Annotated in this window: 16 protein-coding genes; 12 read left to right on the top strand and 4 right to left on the bottom strand. The window is 44.7% G+C overall.

Features of this window, described 5'->3' with window-relative positions; genetic code table 11:
- Nucleotides 1-15 precede the first annotated feature (15 nt).
- The 7 genes from ccpN (at nt 16) to KNO98_RS03695 (ending at nt 6,939) form a co-directional block, all read left to right on the top strand.
- Nucleotides 16-645 (top strand): transcriptional regulator CcpN, encoded by a 630-nt coding sequence (gene ccpN, locus KNO98_RS03725; protein WP_026825675.1) that lies wholly within the window; start codon nt 16-18, stop codon nt 643-645.
- Between the two features lie 19 nt (nt 646-664).
- Nucleotides 665-1,474 (top strand): pyruvate, water dikinase regulatory protein, encoded by an 810-nt coding sequence (locus KNO98_RS03720; RefSeq protein ID WP_034770974.1) that lies wholly within the window; start codon nt 665-667, stop codon nt 1,472-1,474.
- A 127-nt stretch (nt 1,475-1,601) separates the two neighbouring features.
- A complete protein-coding gene (gene dnaG / locus KNO98_RS03715; protein ID WP_214699045.1) occupies nt 1,602-3,413 on the top strand; it encodes a DNA primase in 1,812 nt (603 codons plus the stop codon).
- A gap of 35 nt (nt 3,414-3,448) precedes the next feature.
- Nucleotides 3,449-4,543, top strand: coding sequence for an RNA polymerase sigma factor RpoD (gene rpoD, locus KNO98_RS03710; RefSeq protein WP_026825678.1), 1,095 nt, complete (start codon nt 3,449-3,451; stop codon nt 4,541-4,543).
- Nucleotides 4,544-4,675: 132 nt separating this feature from the next.
- Nucleotides 4,676-5,014: a cytochrome c550 gene (gene cccA, locus KNO98_RS03705; RefSeq protein ID WP_026825679.1), complete on the top strand. Its 339-nt coding sequence runs from the start codon at nt 4,676-4,678 to the stop codon at nt 5,012-5,014.
- A 96-nt stretch (nt 5,015-5,110) separates the two neighbouring features.
- A complete protein-coding gene (locus KNO98_RS03700; protein ID WP_026825680.1) occupies nt 5,111-5,827 on the top strand; it encodes a tRNA (adenine(22)-N(1))-methyltransferase in 717 nt (238 codons plus the stop codon).
- Nucleotides 5,827-6,939 carry a Nif3-like dinuclear metal center hexameric protein gene (locus KNO98_RS03695; protein WP_214699043.1) on the top strand — a complete coding sequence of 371 codons (1,113 nt, stop codon included), beginning with the start codon at nt 5,827-5,829 and terminating at the stop codon, nt 6,937-6,939. The genes KNO98_RS03700 and KNO98_RS03695 overlap by 1 nt, the downstream gene beginning before the upstream one ends.
- A gap of 42 nt (nt 6,940-6,981) precedes the next feature.
- On the opposite strand, the gene KNO98_RS03690 is transcribed toward KNO98_RS03695, so the two are convergent.
- The gene (locus KNO98_RS03690; protein ID WP_026825682.1) at nt 6,982-7,935 is read right to left on the bottom strand and encodes a 4-hydroxy-3-methylbut-2-enyl diphosphate reductase; all 954 of its coding nucleotides are present in this window, start codon (nt 7,933-7,935) and stop codon (nt 6,982-6,984) included.
- Nucleotides 7,936-8,064: 129 nt separating this feature from the next.
- Between KNO98_RS03690 and KNO98_RS03685 the strand changes: the two genes are divergently transcribed.
- The 5 genes from KNO98_RS03685 (at nt 8,065) to KNO98_RS03665 (ending at nt 13,716) form a co-directional block, all read left to right on the top strand.
- The gene (locus KNO98_RS03685; protein ID WP_251129456.1) at nt 8,065-9,819 is read left to right on the top strand and encodes a sensor histidine kinase; all 1,755 of its coding nucleotides are present in this window, start codon (nt 8,065-8,067) and stop codon (nt 9,817-9,819) included.
- Nucleotides 9,816-10,754 carry a sugar ABC transporter substrate-binding protein gene (locus tag KNO98_RS03680; protein ID WP_214699035.1) on the top strand — a complete coding sequence of 313 codons (939 nt, stop codon included), beginning with the start codon at nt 9,816-9,818 and terminating at the stop codon, nt 10,752-10,754. The genes KNO98_RS03685 and KNO98_RS03680 overlap by 4 nt, the downstream gene beginning before the upstream one ends.
- A 61-nt stretch (nt 10,755-10,815) precedes the next feature.
- Complete coding sequence (locus KNO98_RS03675) at nt 10,816-12,159, top strand: DEAD/DEAH box helicase (RefSeq protein ID WP_034770978.1); 1,344 nt, start codon at nt 10,816-10,818, stop codon at nt 12,157-12,159.
- 81 nt (nt 12,160-12,240) lie between these two features.
- Entirely contained in the window at nt 12,241-13,143 is a 903-nt protein-coding gene (locus tag KNO98_RS03670) for a deoxyribonuclease IV (RefSeq protein WP_026825686.1), read from the top strand.
- A gap of 3 nt (nt 13,144-13,146) precedes the next feature.
- Nucleotides 13,147-13,716 (top strand): hypothetical protein, encoded by a 570-nt coding sequence (locus tag KNO98_RS03665; RefSeq protein WP_214699033.1) that lies wholly within the window; start codon nt 13,147-13,149, stop codon nt 13,714-13,716.
- 32 nt (nt 13,717-13,748) lie between these two features.
- On the opposite strand, the gene KNO98_RS03660 is transcribed toward KNO98_RS03665, so the two are convergent.
- The 3 genes from KNO98_RS03660 to KNO98_RS03650 form a co-directional block, all read right to left on the bottom strand.
- Nucleotides 13,749-13,919: a DUF1427 family protein gene (locus KNO98_RS03660; RefSeq protein WP_034770979.1), complete on the bottom strand. Its 171-nt coding sequence runs from the start codon at nt 13,917-13,919 to the stop codon at nt 13,749-13,751.
- 93 nt (nt 13,920-14,012) lie between these two features.
- On the bottom strand, nt 14,013-16,178 hold the full coding sequence (locus tag KNO98_RS03655) for an RNA degradosome polyphosphate kinase (RefSeq protein WP_214699031.1): 2,166 nt from the start codon (nt 16,176-16,178) through the stop codon (nt 14,013-14,015).
- Nucleotides 16,179-16,180: 2 nt separating this feature from the next.
- Entirely contained in the window at nt 16,181-17,710 is a 1,530-nt protein-coding gene (locus tag KNO98_RS03650) for a Ppx/GppA family phosphatase (protein ID WP_214699029.1), read from the bottom strand.
- Nucleotides 17,711-17,806 lie beyond the last annotated feature (96 nt).

Here is a 17,806-nt window from a genome sequence, read left to right as displayed (position 1 = left end):
TAGAGGGGGTTGGCTATGCAACTGAATGAACGCCAACAAAAGATTGCTGAGATTGTGAAGGAGAACGGACCGATTACAGGGGAACAAATTGCGCAAGAATTGTCATTGACGCGCGCAACCCTGCGACCCGACCTCGCCATCTTGACGATGACAGGAATACTTGAAGCAAGACCTCGTGTCGGCTACACGTTCGTCGGCAAACGAAACTCGTCAATGCTCCGAGAAAAGCTAGATTCCTTGACTGTAGGGGACTTCATGTCGTCTGCAAAAGTCGTTCGGGATGAAATGACAGTATATGATGCAATTGTCACACTATTTTTGGAAGATGTTGGGTCCTTGTTCGTAGTTGGACGTGATCGAGAGTTGGTCGGTGTATTATCTCGTAAAGACCTTCTCCGTGCTGCGATTGGAAATCAGGATTTGGACCAATTACCGGTCAACGTCATCATGACGCGTATGCCGAATATTACAGTATGTGAGAAGGGTGAAACGTTAATTCGGGCAGGTATGAAATTGATTGAAAAACAAATTGATGCCATGCCTGTCGTTGAAGAGAAGGATGGAAAATTGATTGTTCTCGGTCGAATGACGAAAACTAACATGACGAAGGTGCTCATTGCGTTAGCGAACGATGAGTCAATCTGAGGAGGAAACCGATTTGACTATGAAACAACTCGTGTTCGTTGTAAGTGACTCGGTCGGAGAAACATGTGAACTCGTCGTCCGAGCAGCGAGTATCCAATTTCACGAGAATGCAATTGAGACACTTCGCATCCCGTTCGTTGAAGATGAACAGACAATCATCGATGTGGTCACACAAGCGAGAGCTCAACAGGCGATTATCGCGTATACGCTCGTCAATGAGGAACACAGGGCTCTTCTCATGAGACTCGGAAAAGAGCATCAAGTAAAGACGGTCGACTTGCTCGGTGATTTACTCGACGTATTATCAGGACAATTGAAAGAAGCCCCGCGAGAGAAACCGGGGCTCATCTATCGATTAGATGACGACTACTTCCGAAAAATCGAAGCGATGGAATTTGCCGTCAAGTATGATGACGGTCGGGATCCACGCGGGCTGAAAAAAGCCGATATCGTGCTTGTCGGGGTTTCCCGGACGTCAAAGACACCGTTATCTCAATATTTAGCACTCAAACGATATAAAGTCGCAAACGTGCCTCTCGTCCCGGAATCACGACCACCTGAGGAATTGTTTGATTTACCTGCAGAACGATGTATCGGATTGATCATCTCGCCAGAAAAGTTGATTTCAATTCGAATGGAACGCCTAAAGTCACTCGGGTTGAAGCCGGAAGCGGATTATGCACAACTCGAGCGAATCAATCGTGAGCTCGAGTATGCACGCGGGATTTATGAACGAGTCGGTTGTGAAGTCATCGACGTGACAAACAAGGCTGTCGAAGAGACTGCGGGAATCATTCTGCGTCACCTCGAACAATCTAAAGACGTCTGAAGTAAATAAGTGTTTCAATTAGTATTCGTTGCTTCGAGAGGGTATAATAGAGTATTGACAGTACAGTGAAACGGAACGTGATGAGCGTTCCGTTTCGTTGCGAGATTGGAAACAGGGAGTGGTCAAGATGCCACGGATACCAGATGAAGTTATCGCAGAAGTGAAACAGGCAACCGATATCGTGGAGTTGATTGGCGAACGTGTCGAATTAAAGAAACAGGGACATCGATTGGTCGGATTATGTCCCTTCCATTCCGAGAACTCTCCGTCCTTCTCCGTTTCGCCCGAAAAAGGGATGTATCACTGCTTCGGTTGTGGTGCCGGAGGAAATGTATTTACATTTGTGATGGAGACCGAAGGGTTATCCTTTCCCGAAACGGTCGAGCGCCTAGCAACGCGCGCGAGCATTTCAGTAGACGGCATCCAAGGTGACGAAGAATTGACACGTGAACAAGTATGGCGCAAACAGATGCGGGATGCGCATCGACTCGTTGCTGACTTGTATCATGAAGTATTGATGAAAACGGAAGCTGGCGAAGTGGGATTGTCATATTTGCGAAATCGCGAGTTAAACGAAGAGACGATTGCGCAATATAAGATTGGTTTTGCCCCAGACCAACGACGCTTTACTGTCGAGTTGTTGGAGCGACGAGGGTTCGATTTAGAAGTGATGGTTGAAGCAGGTTTGATTTCGAAGTCTAAATCCGGTGAATATTTTGACCGATTTGAAGGACGGGTCGTCTTTCCGATTGCGGATCGAGACGGCACCATCGTGGGCTTCAGTGGCCGTGCGATTGATGATCGACAGCCAAAGTACGTGAATACGGCTGAAACACCGTTATTCAATAAAAGTGAACTGTTATTCGGTTTCTCCCAGGCGAGGGCATTGATGCGAAAGAAAAAACGTGTCTTCCTCGTCGAAGGAAACGTTGACGTTTTGCAAGTGGCACAAGCGGGGACAAAAGAAGTCGTGGCATCACTCGGTACCGCATTTTCTCCACAACATGCAAGAGCCCTGTCTCGTATCGTGGAAGAAGTGGTCATCTGTTATGATGGGGACCACGCGGGACAAGAAGCGACTCAAAAAGTCATTCGCCTATTAGAAACGTCTCCACTTGATGTACAAGTTTTGCCGCTACCAGAAAAGACCGATCCGGACGATTATATCCGTCAACATGGGGCAACTCACTGGCAACAATTTGTCGAAACTGAACAATTGAGTGTTCTTGATTTTATGAATCGGATGCTCAGGCGAGGGAAAAACTTGAGTCGAGAAGGAGAACGGATTCGCTTTATTGAATCTATGCTTGAAGAGATTGGTAAGACGAATGATTCGATTCGAAGAGATATGTATGTGAAAAAGCTGTCGGATGAGTTTGAAATTCCGCTAGAGACGCTTCGTTCGAGAATTCCTCATCCGACGTCAAGCGAATCAAATCCAACTCGCACAGTTGACGCTGTGGAACCGATACGAAAACGTTCGAGTAAAACAGGTGAGCCTCGTTGGATGAAAGCTGAAAAGAACTTGTTGCGCGCGATGTTGACGGGACCGGAGCAGGTTCGTTTCGTGCGTGACCGCTTAGGGCTTCGTTATCAAGATGAAACCCATCGTATGCTTGGCTCTGCATTGTATGAAGTTGTATCCGAAACGATGACACAAGATGAATTTGATCAAGTTACGCTTCCTTTTATGGAGCGTTATTGTGATCAACGCCCCGATTATGCGATGCGCTTTGCGGAAATTCGACTGATGGCTGGACCGGATGAACTGTCTGAAGAGGTTTTAGACGAATACATTCGGGTCATAAACAGTTATGAGGAGCAACGTCAAATCGAGCGTGCAAAAAGGGAAATCGCTCAAGACGCCGAAAGTATAGTAGACCAGGCGTCCAAGCTACAAGAATTGATTGCCCGTAGTCGTCGTCTTCGAGAACGATGATCGTGGATGAAGTTTGGAAGGAGTTGAACTGCTAGATGGCAGAGAAGAAGAAAGAGGATTTATTTAACGCCATAGAAGAGCTTGAAAAGTTAGGAAAGAAAAAGGGCGTCGTCTCAATGCAAGCGATTCAAGATCGCCTCAGTCATTTTGAGGTTGATTCGGATTTCATCGATAACTTCATCGAAGATTTAGAAGCGAAAGATATCCGCGTCACAGAAGATGCAGCTGACGCAGAAGAAACCCCTGCGAAAAAAGAGGATGAGGAAGTTGATTTAAACGATTTGTCAGTACCACCTGGGATTAAAATCAACGATCCGGTTCGCATGTATCTGAAAGAAATCGGTCGTGTCGATCTTCTCAGCGCGAAAGATGAGACAGAGCTTGCTAAGCGAATCGAACAAGGAGACGAAGAGGCGAAGAAACGTCTCGCAGAAGCAAACTTACGCCTTGTCGTATCGATTGCGAAACGTTACGTCGGTCGTGGGATGCTCTTCCTTGATTTGATTCAAGAAGGAAACATGGGACTCATTAAAGCAGTCGAAAAGTTCGACTATATGAAAGGGTTCAAGTTCTCGACGTACGCAACGTGGTGGATTCGTCAAGCCATTACCCGTGCGATTGCTGACCAAGCCCGGACGATCCGTATTCCGGTACACATGGTCGAGACGATCAACAAGTTGATTCGTGTTCAACGTCAATTGCTTCAAGATCTCGGTCGTGAACCAGCTCCGGAAGAAATCGCCAAAGAGATGGAGCTCACACCTGAAAAAGTTCGTGAGATTTTAAAAATTGCTCAAGAACCAGTTTCACTTGAAACACCGATTGGGGAAGAGGACGATTCACATCTCGGGGACTTCATTGAAGACCAGGACGCGATGGCACCACAAGATGCGGCTGCATATGAATTGTTGAAAGAGCAATTAGAGGATGTCCTCGATACGTTGACGGACCGGGAAGAAAATGTCCTTCGCCTTCGTTTCGGGTTAGATGATGGTCGCACACGTACACTTGAAGAAGTCGGAAAAGTATTCGGCGTCACACGTGAGCGGATTCGTCAAATCGAAGCGAAAGCTCTTCGTAAATTACGTCACCCGAGTCGTTCCAAACGCTTGAAAGACTTCCTCGATTAATTTCATATTTGTATAAAGTGTGAAGTTTTAGAAGAAAGGAAGGAAAATGAGTGATTTTCCTTCCTTCTTTATTATTTTTTGAGTAAAATAGTGTTGGATAGAAATTTGGAATGAACATGAGGGGGAACTACAATGCGTAATCCATTGTTACCGTTTGCGGCAATCGCAATCGTCGCAATTATTGCCATGGTATCATTATCGTATTTTGGTGTGAATCAGGCGCAACAAGCGGCTGAAGGTCCAGCAGTCACTGAAATGAACCCAGAAGAGTTATACGCAGCGAAGGGTTGCACAGGTTGCCACGGCGGAAACCTTGAAGGTGGCGTAGGTCCAGCGCTTACTGGAGTAGGTGATCGCCTTTCGCCAGAAGAAATCGCAAACATCATCGTCAATGGACAAGGATCGATGCCAGCAGGTCTTGCATCGGCTGAAGAAGCAGAAGTGCTTGCGAACTGGTTGATTGAACAATAAGAGGTTGCGCACTCCATAATGGGGTGCGTTTTTTGTTGTCGAAGTGCGGAGAATTCGATACGCTAAGGAAGAAGTAGAACAAAGGAGTTGTCTTGAATGCAAGAACGTATCATCTTAGACCGCCGCTTGAAGCAGGTTGTCGATTATATCCCTAAAGGAAGTGTGCTCGCCGATATCGGGTCGGATCATGCATACGTACCATGTTATGCCCTTCAACAAGGAATCATTTCAAAAGGAATCGCAGGAGAAGTGAATGTAGGTCCGATGGAGGCTGCAAGAGCACAAGTGGACCTGATTGAATCCCTTGATGCAATCGATGTGCGACTTGGTGATGGTCTCGCAGTATTGAAAGAGGATGAGGCAACTTGTATCTCGATTTGCGGGATGGGAGGGAGTTTGATTCGTTCCATCCTTGAAGCAGGTAAAGAGAAATTGGGTGCGGTCGAACGTCTCATTCTTCAACCTAACGTCGACGGGCAGCACGTTCGAAGCTGGTTGCTTGAGAATGGCTATGTCCTCGTCGAAGAGGCGATTGTGGAAGAGAACGATAAGGTATATGAGATTCTTGTGGGCGAAAAAGGGATAGAAACGATTTACAGTGAAGAAGTGAATGAACGGAATTGGCAATTGTTATTCGGTCCGTTTCTCATTCAGGAACGACCAGAACCATTCAAGCTCAAATGGAGTCGAGAAGCAGATAAGTTGGAGTACGTTCTCGGTCAAATGGCAGACGGGATTCAGTCAGAGGCACTGATTCAAAAACAAGTCGAATTTAAGAAAATGCGTGACAAGATGAGAGAGGTGAGTCAGTAATGGCGAATGGCAATCAAGTGATTCAATTATTTGAAGAGTTTGCACCGAAACATCTGGCAGTCGAAGGTGATAAAATTGGTTTGCAAATCGGTACGCTAAATAAAGAGGTTAAGCGGGTTATGGTGACACTCGATGTTCTCGAATCGGTCGTTGACGAAGCGATTGAGAACGAAATCGATTTGATTATTGCGCACCACCCCCCGATTTTTAGCCCGTTATCTCAAGTTAATGATCGCTCCACGGCAGGAAAAATTACGATGAAGTGCATTCAGCATAACATTGCGGTCTACGTCGCACATACGAACTTAGACGTGTGTGTCGGTGGTGTCAATGACTGGATGAGTGAAGCAATCGGGTTGCGTGACACGAAAGTGCTCGTTCCGACGTATGAAGAGCCGGTCTATAAACTATCTGTATTCGTGCCAGAAACACACGCCCAGGACGTCTCCCGTGCCCTAGGAAAGGCAGGGGCAGGACATATCGGAGACTATGCGGATTGTCAGTTTCAGGTTTCGGGGACAGGACAATTTACTCCGCTTGATGAAACGACCCCGTTCATTGGGCGTCCGCATGAAACCGAGCAAGTGAATGAGATGAAAATTGAAACAGTCGTTCGCGAAAGTCAGAAAAAGCGTGTCTTGAAAGCGATGAAAGATGCACATCCTTATGAAGAAGTCGCGTATGACTTGGTCCGTGATGAGATTGACGGACATGTGTATGGTCTAGGACGAATCGGACGACTCGAACGAGCGCTGACACTCGAAAAGTTCGCTGATCATGTAAAGGCAAGCTTTGGCGTAGAAGGCGTGCGAGTCGTTGGTGATTTAGAGCGGTCAATTGAAAAAGTAGCCGTATTAGGTGGGGATGGGAATAAATATGTATCAGCAGCTCATTTTAAAGGAGCGGATGCATATGTGACAGGTGACTTATACTTCCATGTGGCCCATGATGCGATGGCTTTAGGGCTTGCGGTTGTAGATCCAGGTCATCATGTCGAGAGTGTCATGAAACGAGGAGTCGTCGATATGCTTAGCGAGAAATTTTTGAAGGCAAAAATTGATGTCGACTTGATGATTTCCGAAGTAAACACGAACCCGTTTAAGTTTAGATAACCTAAAATCCCCCATCCTCATATAAGAGAATGGGGGATTCCTTCACTTCCGTAATGCTTTAACTTTTGGTAAGATACTTCGAAGCTCGAGATATGGCGTTTTATCGTGCGTGCTCAAATCTTCAGGTTCGTACTGTGACAAGAAGTCGATCACTTTTTTAGTAATTGGAGTAGGTGTAGAGGCACCGGACGTCACGGCAACGGTCTCCACACCTTCGAGCCAATCCATATCCAGTTCGCTCAAGTCACCGATGCGATACGCATTCGTACCGGCGATTTCTTTTGATACTTGTGCCAAGCGATTCGAGTTATTTGATTTAGGATCTCCGACGACAATTAGTAAATCGCAGTCACCAGCCTGTTCAGCAACGGCTTCCTGACGTACTTGTGTCGCGTTACAAATTTCGTTATGCACTTCAATATGCGGATAACGTGCCTGGATTTTTTCAATCAATGTGGAAACGTCCCATTGACTCATCGTCGTCTGGTTTGTCACAAGAATTTTTCGTTCAAACAATCGACTCGGTAACTGATCGATTTCATGTTCGTATTGAATCAAGTGAACATGGTCAGGTGCAACCCCGATTGCGCCTTCCGGTTCTGGATGTCCATGTTTTCCGATGTAAATGACATCATATCCTTCTGCTGTTTTTTCACGAATCAAATCGTGTGTGACAAGTACGTCTGGACACGAGGCATCAACAATCGTCAACCCTTTCTCGATGGCCCGTTTGCGAACGAGTGGTGAAATTCCGTGTGCCGTGAAGACGACTGTACCACAATCAATTGTTTCGAGTGCCTGCATCCGATCATCACCATCGACCGTTTTGACACCGAGATCCTCAAATGCCTGTGTGACGTGACGATTATGAACAATCATTCCAAGTATATGAATCGGGCGTGGCAAATCTGGATTTGCGACCGCCTCATTTGCAAGTTTCATGGCATCGACGACACCATAGCAATATCCGCGTGGACTAATTTTTTTAACTTTCATATGAAGACGAAGGCTCCTTTCGAAGTGCTTTCATACGTATTAGTCTAACATTGTTTCGAAAATACGAAAAGATTTGCGTGTATTCATGCTATAATTTTTAGGTTAGAAAGGAGGGACGCCGTGAATCGCATGAAACAATTGCATGAGCTTAGAAAATCTTACTTTTTCCAAATCACGTTCATTATTATCATTATTTTAGCACTTGTCATTTCATCGCTTGCCTTTTCTGCTGATCGCGTCACGGTGTCTCGAGCAGAAGAACTTGCAAAAGAACAATTTGATTATGCGATTGATGACAGTATTGAAAATATTGAGTCCCGAATCGGAAAATTGTATGAAGATTTAGTTTACCTTGGCGCTTATGTAGGAAACGAACCATGGATTGAAGAACGAATCCGAACAGGTTATTTGAATCAACGGACGAGTTTTACATCAATCTTTTATTATGATGCTAGGCAAGATTCGTTTAAATGGTACTCCGAACGGCAGGTCTCTTCATCTATTATTAAACGCGATCCTAAATTCATGGAAGTGTTGACTGCTAGTGGAAGAGAATTATATATGAGTGACCCCATCATGATCAGTGGAGATATGGGTACTTTCTTATATGTTCCTGTCATCGAAGACAATCGACCGGTCGGAATCTTTGGCGGGAGTATCAGTGTCTTGAACTCTGATTTGTATCGTCGTTCGTTAGAGTCTGCTAATGATGATATGATCTTATACTTGTTAGACAATCAAGGCGAAGTATTGACTACCTCATTCAATCTGGTCACAGATGCGGAGCGTCGTGTTTCGCGTGAAGTCATTGACGAAACGTTAGGACGAAACACGCGGACCATTCTAAGTACGGATGAAGACACGTTGATGTATGAACCAGATGCCCGTGTCAGTGGATGGAGCATGCTCGCAAAACATCAGAATGATTCGGTGTACGAGACAGTGTATGATACGCGTTGGCAATACTTGATGATTGCACTCGTCACATTTTTCTTGAGTATTCTCGTTGGGTTGTTACTCTCCCGTACATTGACAAACCCCCTTGTCGAGCTGGTCAATCGCATCAAAAAGCAACAATCCCTCGGAACGATCTCATTGGAACGAACTGGTTCAAAAGAAGTAGAAACGTTACTCGACACATATAACGATTATGCGCAGCGGATGGAAACATCTCGACGTGAACAGTTGAGCCAGCAACAGCTAATCTTACATCAAGAAAAATTAGCTTCACTTGGTCAACTGGCCGCGGGGATTGCGCATGAAATTCGAAACCCTTTGACCCCAGTGCACATCACGTTACAAATGGTACGAGAAGGACAGGGTAGCAAGGATATGGTCGACGTTGCCATTAAGGAGTTAGAACGGGCAAACAGTTTAATTTCGACGATGTTGACGCTCGCTAAGCCAGATCAGGCGGGGAAGTATGAAGAATGGATTAATATGATAGACTTTACGAAGCGTCTCGAATTTTTAATGGATGCTGAATGTTATAAGCGCCCGACTAAATGGGAATTACTTGTACCGAACGACATGCCACCATTTTATGCGTCATTTGATATGCTCGTTCAAATCATTTATAACCTATTCAAAAACGCTGTTGATGCCGTGGAAACGGAGGGTGCAGAGGGAAGTGTGGTTGTCACGATTCTCTTTACGGAACAGGAGTATCGTTTCTTAATTGAAGACAATGGGATTGGCATGAGTGAGGAACAACTTAAGATGTTCGGTTCGGCTTTCCATACAACGAAAGAGAGTGGGAACGGTCTTGGCATTTACATGATTCAAGAGTACTTGAAAAGTGTGAACGGTATGATGGAGATTGATAGTTCGTTTGGCAAGGGGACGGCGATTTTAATCAAAATCCCAAGGAGACGACCATCATGAAGGGATTTAAACATTATTGGCTCTGGTTGCCGATTATTTGGGCGATGACTATTCTTCTCATTACATCGATACAGTTACCGGAGAAAAAAATAAGGGAAAAAGAAGTTGGGTTCGTGTTTGTCAGTGATAAGCATGAACATGCGAACAAATTATTAGACTCATTTGTGCATACGGCCAATCAAAAAGGGTTTACTCCGATTCCGACGACGAGTGAGGACTCACGTGTCCTTGAAAAAGAAAAGCTAGATTCTTTGATTGACCGAGGTGTCGAGGCAATCTTTTTAACGACGCTAGATGATACGTTTATTCAACCTTCATTAGAACGCGCCAAACGTGAAAACATTCCAATTATTGCAATTGATCGTATGATTGATCATTCGAGTGTCTTGACATCGGTCGTATCTGACAATGTCGATATCGGACGAATGGCAGCAGAACAGATTGCTGCGAAGTATAGTGATCTCGAACGACCGATTCGCGTGGTAGAGGTAAGGGGAACCCCGAAAGTCCGCTCCACGATGGACCGCAGCCTCGGGATTCGCGAATATGAGAAGGCAAATGCCGATCATTTTCAAATCATCGCATCGATCACTGGGAATTACGATACGTTTCAAGCAGAAATTGAGATGTCTCGTTGGCTAGAAGAAGATATCCCTTTTGATGCCGTCTTTTCGCACAATGACGATAATACGTTCGGTGTCGTCCGAGCTTTAGAAAGTCACGGTTTGACGGACAAGACCATCGTATCGGTGGACGGCATCTCAGATATCTATCCCCTCATTCAAAATGGGAAAGTCAATGCGACTGTCGTGCAGTCACCGAATGAGATGATGGAAGTCGGATTCAAAGCGCTCGAACTACATTTAAATGGAAAGAAAATTGCCAAACACTATTATTCAGCAAGTTATTTATACGAGGGTGTGGCAAAAGATTGATTGACAAATCATTTGATTCCGCTATGCTAGGAAAAGTGGAAAGAAACAGGAGGTGTATCGATTGAACAGCTTCCAACAGTTCAAATTGCTACCGTTTATGATTGATGCCTTAACAGAAAAGCGCATCACGAAACCGACCGATATACAAGCACGGATTATTCCGGCTGCATTAAATGGTCGAGATATTATTGGAAAATCACAGACAGGAACGGGTAAAACACTTGCGTTCTTGTTACCGATCGTCGAAGCGATCAACCCAGAAGAAGCATCAGTTCAAGCTATCGTAGTCGCCCCGACACGTGAACTCGCTTGGCAGATTCATGAAGAATTGAAATCGATTCTTATTAAAAATCCGGATTACATCAAATCAAGTTTGATTGTCGGAGGAACAGACCGCGAACGTCAAATCGATAAGATGAAAAATCCACCACAACTCATCGTCGGGACGCCTGGACGAATCCTTGACTTAATGAAAGTGCAGGCTTTGTTCTCGCACAAAGTTACGCATTTTGTCGTCGATGAAGCCGACCAAATGCTCGATATGGGGTTCTTACCGGAAGTTGACCGCATCGCGCAGTCACTCCCGGAAAAACTTCAAACGATGGTCTTCTCAGCGACAATCCCTGAGAAACTTGAGCCGTTCTTGAAGAAATATTTGCACGATCCGCGCTTTGCTGAAGCAAGCCCTGAAGATCGTGTCGCACCAAAAATCAAACACCATGTCATTCCGGTCCGTCACCGTGACCGCAAAGACTTGACTGTTGAAATTGCAAAAGCAATTAATCCTTTTGTTTGTCTTGTATTCACAAATACGAAACAAGAAGCGGATGAATTGGAAACATCGTTCCGTGAAGCAGGATTAAATGTAGGTACGTTACATGGAGACATGCAAGCCCGTCGCCGTAAACAAGCCATCAAAGATATTAATGATGCCAAGTATCAATATGTTATTGCGACTGATTTGGCGGCTCGCGGAATTGATATTTCAGGAGTTTCTCACGTCATCAACCACGGCATCCCGAAAGATCTTGATTTCTACACGCACCGTGTCGGTCGTACTGGTCGTGCGGGCGCATCAGGTGAGGCATATACGCTATACGAGGACCATGAAAATGGGCCGATCAATCGTCTCGAAGAGCGTGGGTTCGAATTCACACACGTCGATTTGCGTAACGGTTCGATTCAACCGATTAAAACACGTCGTCGTCGCCAAACAGACCGGAAAATGAAAGTTTCGCATACGGCACATAGCCGTATGGCTGGTGAAATTAAAAAGGCGAAGAAAAAAGTGAAGCCTGGCTATAAGAAGAAATTTAAGTATAAGTTAAAAGAGACCGCATCACGCGAGCATATGCAACAACAGCGCACGGATCGTCGGGCTGCACGCAAAAAAAACAAACGTTAATCATTTGAAGAATCGACTTCTTGGAGTCGGTTCTTCTTTTTGTGTAAACTAAAGAAAGAAGCATACGAAGGGAAGATGATGATGTTAAAAATAGGTTCACACGTTTCGGTATCAGGTAAAAAGATGTTACTTGCAGGTAGTGAAGAGGCCGTGTCGTACGGGGCGAATACGATGATGGTGTATACAGGCGCCCCCCAAAATACACGACGTAAACCGATTGAAGATTTGAACATCGAGGCGGCCCTGAAGCATATGTCGGCACACGACATCGAGGAGATTGTCGTACATGCCCCGTATATCATCAATCTCGGAAATACGACAAAGCCAGAGACGTTCGAGTTGGCCGTTTCCTTTTTGACACAGGAATTAAAACGGGCTGAAGCACTACAAGCAGCTCGCCACGTTGTCCTCCACCCTGGGGCACATGTCGGCGCAGGAGAAGAAGTCGGTCTCGCCCGAATCATTGAAGGACTAAATGAGGTACTGACGGGTGACGAACAAGTGAAAATCGCGCTTGAGACGATGGCAGGTAAAGGGAGCGAACTCGGAAAGACGTTTGAAGAGCTTGCGACTATCATCGACGGCGTAACACATAATGATCGTCTGTCCGTTTGCTTTGATACGTGTCACGTTCATGACGCTGGGTATGATTTAGTCGGTGATTTAGACGGTGTAATCGAAGAATTCGATCGCATCGTTGGAATCGATCGTCTCGGCGTACTTCATGTGAATGATTCGAAGAACGTTCGCGGTGCGAAAAAAGACCGTCATGAAAACATCGGATATGGCGAGATTGGATTTGATACATTAAATCGTATTGTTCATCATGAGGCATTCGCGCATCTACCAAAAATTTTAGAGACACCATATATCCCAATCAGTGAAAAAACGAAAATTGCTCCATACAAACAAGAAATTGAGATGTTCCGTGCGAATCAATTTGATTCTGAATGGCGTGATCAGTTCACGCTAGCTCATCAATAAGTGATGAACGTCCTTCAGGTCGACCCGAATCGATACGACGTCTGGAACGCATTCCCGGCTTATTTCCTTGAGCAAAGTCCGGTTTATGTAAAAGGGAAGGTAACGACTCCGACAGCGTTTATCGAAGTGATTGGACATGGGATTGTGGCGGAAGCGGAGATTTTGTTAGAAGAAAAGATTATGCGACCGGATGATCCATATTGGCTCGGTGGTGGGGTAGAAGGCTTGGCAACGTATAGCTTGGTGGATTTGCTACAACTTCACTTTCATCATCCGCTATTAAAGGTTGGCATGTATCAGGTGGATGAACCGTACGAGTCGATGCGAAAAAAGTGGGATGACGGCTATCATGTACCGTCGTCTAAATGGACGAAAGAGACTTATGAAGCGCATATATTTCGAGAAAAGCTATTCGCACCGTTGTCTCAATCGACCATGTGCTCGATTTGTCAAACTGACCTCGCAGTGCGTTACGGGAGTGATGCGACAAAATTGATGGAGTATCACCTTTCAGATGAGCATGGTATATGGATATGTCCAACCTGTCATAAAGCAATCCATACACTGTACTAAAAAAGATGTCCCTTTTTGAGGGACATCTTTTTTTAGAATGGCCAGTTTGCCATAGCGAATTGATAGACTTTCATTCCAAGGAAGACCCCGAAGATGCCGACAACTCCTGGTAATACCGGTGGTGCCGGAAGTGGCAGTTTGAGTGCTGTAAAAATAGCACCGCAAATCAAACCAGCGAGTAATGATAGTAAAATTTCTTGCATGTATAATTCCTCCGTCTCTTTTATTGAAAGCGCTTTATAATGACGTAACCGAATTCATTATACAATGACTTTCTTCTTTTGAGAAGTCTAACATCAGTCATCTGTCATTTTCTCATTTTCAGATCGCAGACGGAGGACTTCACGTTCGGCCCAATTTGAAGGTTCCCGCTCAAAGACGCTTGGAATGTTATTCCAACGACCACCTGTATATTGATGAATGATGATTTGTGACTGGATCTCTTCTTTTTTGGCCTCTCCTTTCACATATACATATCGTCCGTCAGAACGCTGTCTTCTTGCCTTAACGTTATCAACGAGTTGAAGAGCCATCATGTCTTTGATATACGTCTTGTGCGATGTATTCAGGATAGGGAAGAGAATCTCAATCCGCTTCTTCATATTACGGGTCATCCAGTCAGCTGAAGAACAGTACAAGTCTTCTTTGCCATTTTGATAGAAATAAAAGATTCGTGAGTGTTCGAGATAGCGATCGATAATGGAAATGACTCGAATGTTTTCAGAGACACCTTTGATTCCTGGCCGCAAGCAACAAATTCCACGTATAATCAAATCGATTTTTACTCCTGCAGAGGAAGCATCATATAGTTTAGTGATGATAGCTCGATCTGTTATCGAATTCATCTTGGCGACAATTCGTCCATTGCCGTACTTCTCATGTAATTTAATCTCTTCTTCAATCTTATTGAGGAAAAAATCTTTCATATCATCGGGAGATGTCTCAAATTGATGCCAGGACGGTCTTTCTCCATAACCGGACAACCAGTTGAAAAAGTTTGTGGCATCCTCAGCGAGTTCCTCATTTGTCGTGAGGAGCCCAACATCGGTATACAATTTTGCTGTAGAGTCATTATAGTTACCTGTTCCGAGGTGGACGAAGCGCTGCAATACTCCTCCTTCTAAGATTCGAACGACGAGTGTGATTTTGGAATGCGTTTTGAGTTCTTTATAACCGTAAATCACGTGAGCCCCGGCTTTTTCAAGTTGCTTCGCCCATTGAATATTTTTCTCTTCATCGAAGCGCGCCTTCAATTCAACGAGAACGGTCACTTGCTTCCCGCTTTCTGCAGCATCGGTCAACGCTTTGATGATTGGGGAGTCCCCTGAGACTCGGTATAGTGTCTGTTTGATGGCTAACACATTCGGGTCTTTTGCAGCTTGAGCGATAAATCGGACGATTGGATCAAACGAGTGATACGGATGATGAAGCAGATAATCCTGTTTGGCGATGCTTTGGAATAAATCTTTTCCGGATTCTAGACCTTCGGGGATAAAGGGAATCAATGTCTCATTGATCATATCATCGTATTCCATCCCGATTTGGCTGTATATACCGAATAAAAAGGTCAGGTCGATTGGACCATCGACGATGAAAATGTCACGGTCGTGTAAATCGAGGACATCTTGTAGCATGAACAACAATTCTTTTCGTAATGAACGTTGTTGCACTTCGAGTCGGATGCCAACCCCATAACGTCGTTTTTTCAGTTCTTTTTCGATTTGTTTCAAGACGTCGCGACTGTCTTCCTCATGGAACGGCATATCAGCATTACGGGTAATTCGGAATGGCATCGTTGATTCGACGACGAATCCTTTGAAGAGCGAGTCGATAAATTGAATGATTAAATCTTCTAGTAAAACCAAATCTGTATGTTCCTCATCATCGGTAGGCAGTTCCAAATAACGAGGAAGAACAGATGGAACTTGAACGAGGGCGAGTCGTTTCTTTCCTTCGCTGTTTGAAGCGATTTCGACGGCGATATTCAACGATTTTGATAAAAGCATTGGAAACGGCCGATAGGCATCAATTGCAATCGGAGTGAGGACCGGAAAAACATGTGTGCGAAAATACTCTTTCACAAAGTCCTGCTGTGTCTTGTTCAAATGTTTCGTGCGTAAAAAGCGGACATTCTGGTTAGATAGCTGTTTCGTGATTTTTTTATAGGTCGCATATTGGGTCTCGACGAGTTCCTGTGCTCGCATCGAAATCGACTTAATTTGTTGTTTCGGAGTAAGTCCCGTCTTATCTTCTGGACGGTTAAACCCGGCGAGTACCTCATCCTTTAATCCACCGACACGCACCATATAAAATTCGTCAAGATTTGAGCTGAAGATCGCTAAAAATTTTAAACGCTCCATTAGCGGATTTCGCTCGTCCATCGCCTCTTCTAGAACACGTTCATTGAAATCGAGCCAGCTGAGTTCACGGTTGTTGAAATGGTCATACGTATAGTCGGACATGTTTATTCCTCCTCACTTATAACGATCTCAATCGATTGGTCGATTGCGCGTTCTAAATGCTTTTTATGTCGTGTACTTCGTTGCAACTCAAAACGAGCAGACCCATTCGTATCAAGAGAGAGTATAAGTCCGTCTTTTGACCTAGAAACATGTAGTTCGGTGACGATTTGGCGTTCGGTCAAATCGAAGGCATCGACGAGCTTTACAATGGAACCGAGCAATTCAAGACTCTTTAACAACTTTTGATCAAACCACTTCGGAAATGCTTCGATATGTTGCTCTAATACTCGTTTTGATTTAAATGATGTGACGAGAGCAAGGGCGAGACGGTCCTCGTTGTTTAGCCCTTTAAAATCGTTTGTAGTGATTAAATGGAACGTGTGGTCGCTCTTGTTGTTATGATCGATATACTCTCCGACATAAGCGAGGCGACAGGCCCCTTCAAGAAGCCCTGGTTCGAACGGTTTCGGTTTAATCACTTTTTCTTCAATCAATCCGGTATACAATTGACGGGCCAAGCGAATCAAGTGTTGATGGCGGGTGGGGTTCACATCATATTGTTTTTCAAAATGTCGGAAGCTCTCTTCTTTGACGTCGGCGAAACGGACTTTGTCGTGCTCATGTAAATAGTTTTCATAGAAGAGGCCTTCACGAAGCCCATTGTTACTCATCGTAAATTCAGGAACTTTCAAATATTTTGCTAGTTCTCCGATTGCTGTGACAGCAGGTGCGATGATGTCGACGCGGTCTTTAGAGAGTCCGTCCAAGCGTCCGAGTTGCTTACTCGACATTCCGACGAGCTCGTCTACAACTTCCTCAAGTTGATCAGCAGAGATTGTATATTGATGAATTCCTTCAAGTGGAAAGTGAGATAGGGTCTGTTCAACACGAACTAAGTTTCGAGCTGTCCCACCAACACCGACAAGTGGGGCGCCATGAGGTTCCAACCATTCAATTTCTTTGAATGCTTTCTTCAAGTATGAAATCAATGCCTTACGTTCGTCTTTCGTCATTGTATCGTCTTTCATAAACTCTTTTGTCAATGTGACGGCACCGAACGGGAAGCTGTGATAAAAGACGAGCTCTCGGTTCTGAAAATAGGTGACTTCCATTGATCCCCCGCCAATATCGACCGAGTAGCCATCTTCAACATAGGTCGAATTGACAATGGCTGAGTATCCGTAATACGCTTCTTCATAATCACTTAACAAACGGATGGTCATGTCAGTAGATAGCTTTACTTGTTGTAAAATTTCATCCGAATTATTAGCGTTCCGAATGGCAGCCGTCGCCACAGGGACTACATCGGTAACGGTGTGATAATCGTTTAATTCCTTAAAATGACGTAATGTATCGATGAGCGCAGCGATTCCTTCATCTGTCATTTCATTCGAATCATTAATATGACTGGATAAACGAGCGACCTCTTTCACGTTCAAACGCTCAAAGTATTGTCCTTCCTCGTTGACTTCAAAAATGACGTTCCGGATCGAGTTGGACCCGATATCAATGACTGCAAGTTTCTTTTCCATAAAACCATCCCCTTCATACTAATAGTGTAATCGACAAGCTTTTGAACGAACATATGATTTACGTGAATTTTAACATTTCGCTGAGGGGGAAACCGG

The organism is Exiguobacterium sp. s57, assembly GCF_018617685.1.
Taxonomy (GTDB): domain Bacteria; phylum Bacillota; class Bacilli; order Exiguobacteriales; family Exiguobacteriaceae; genus Exiguobacterium; species Exiguobacterium marinum.
The sequence above is the reverse complement of the archived record's forward strand: the minus strand, read 5'-3'. Positions and strand labels throughout refer to the sequence as shown.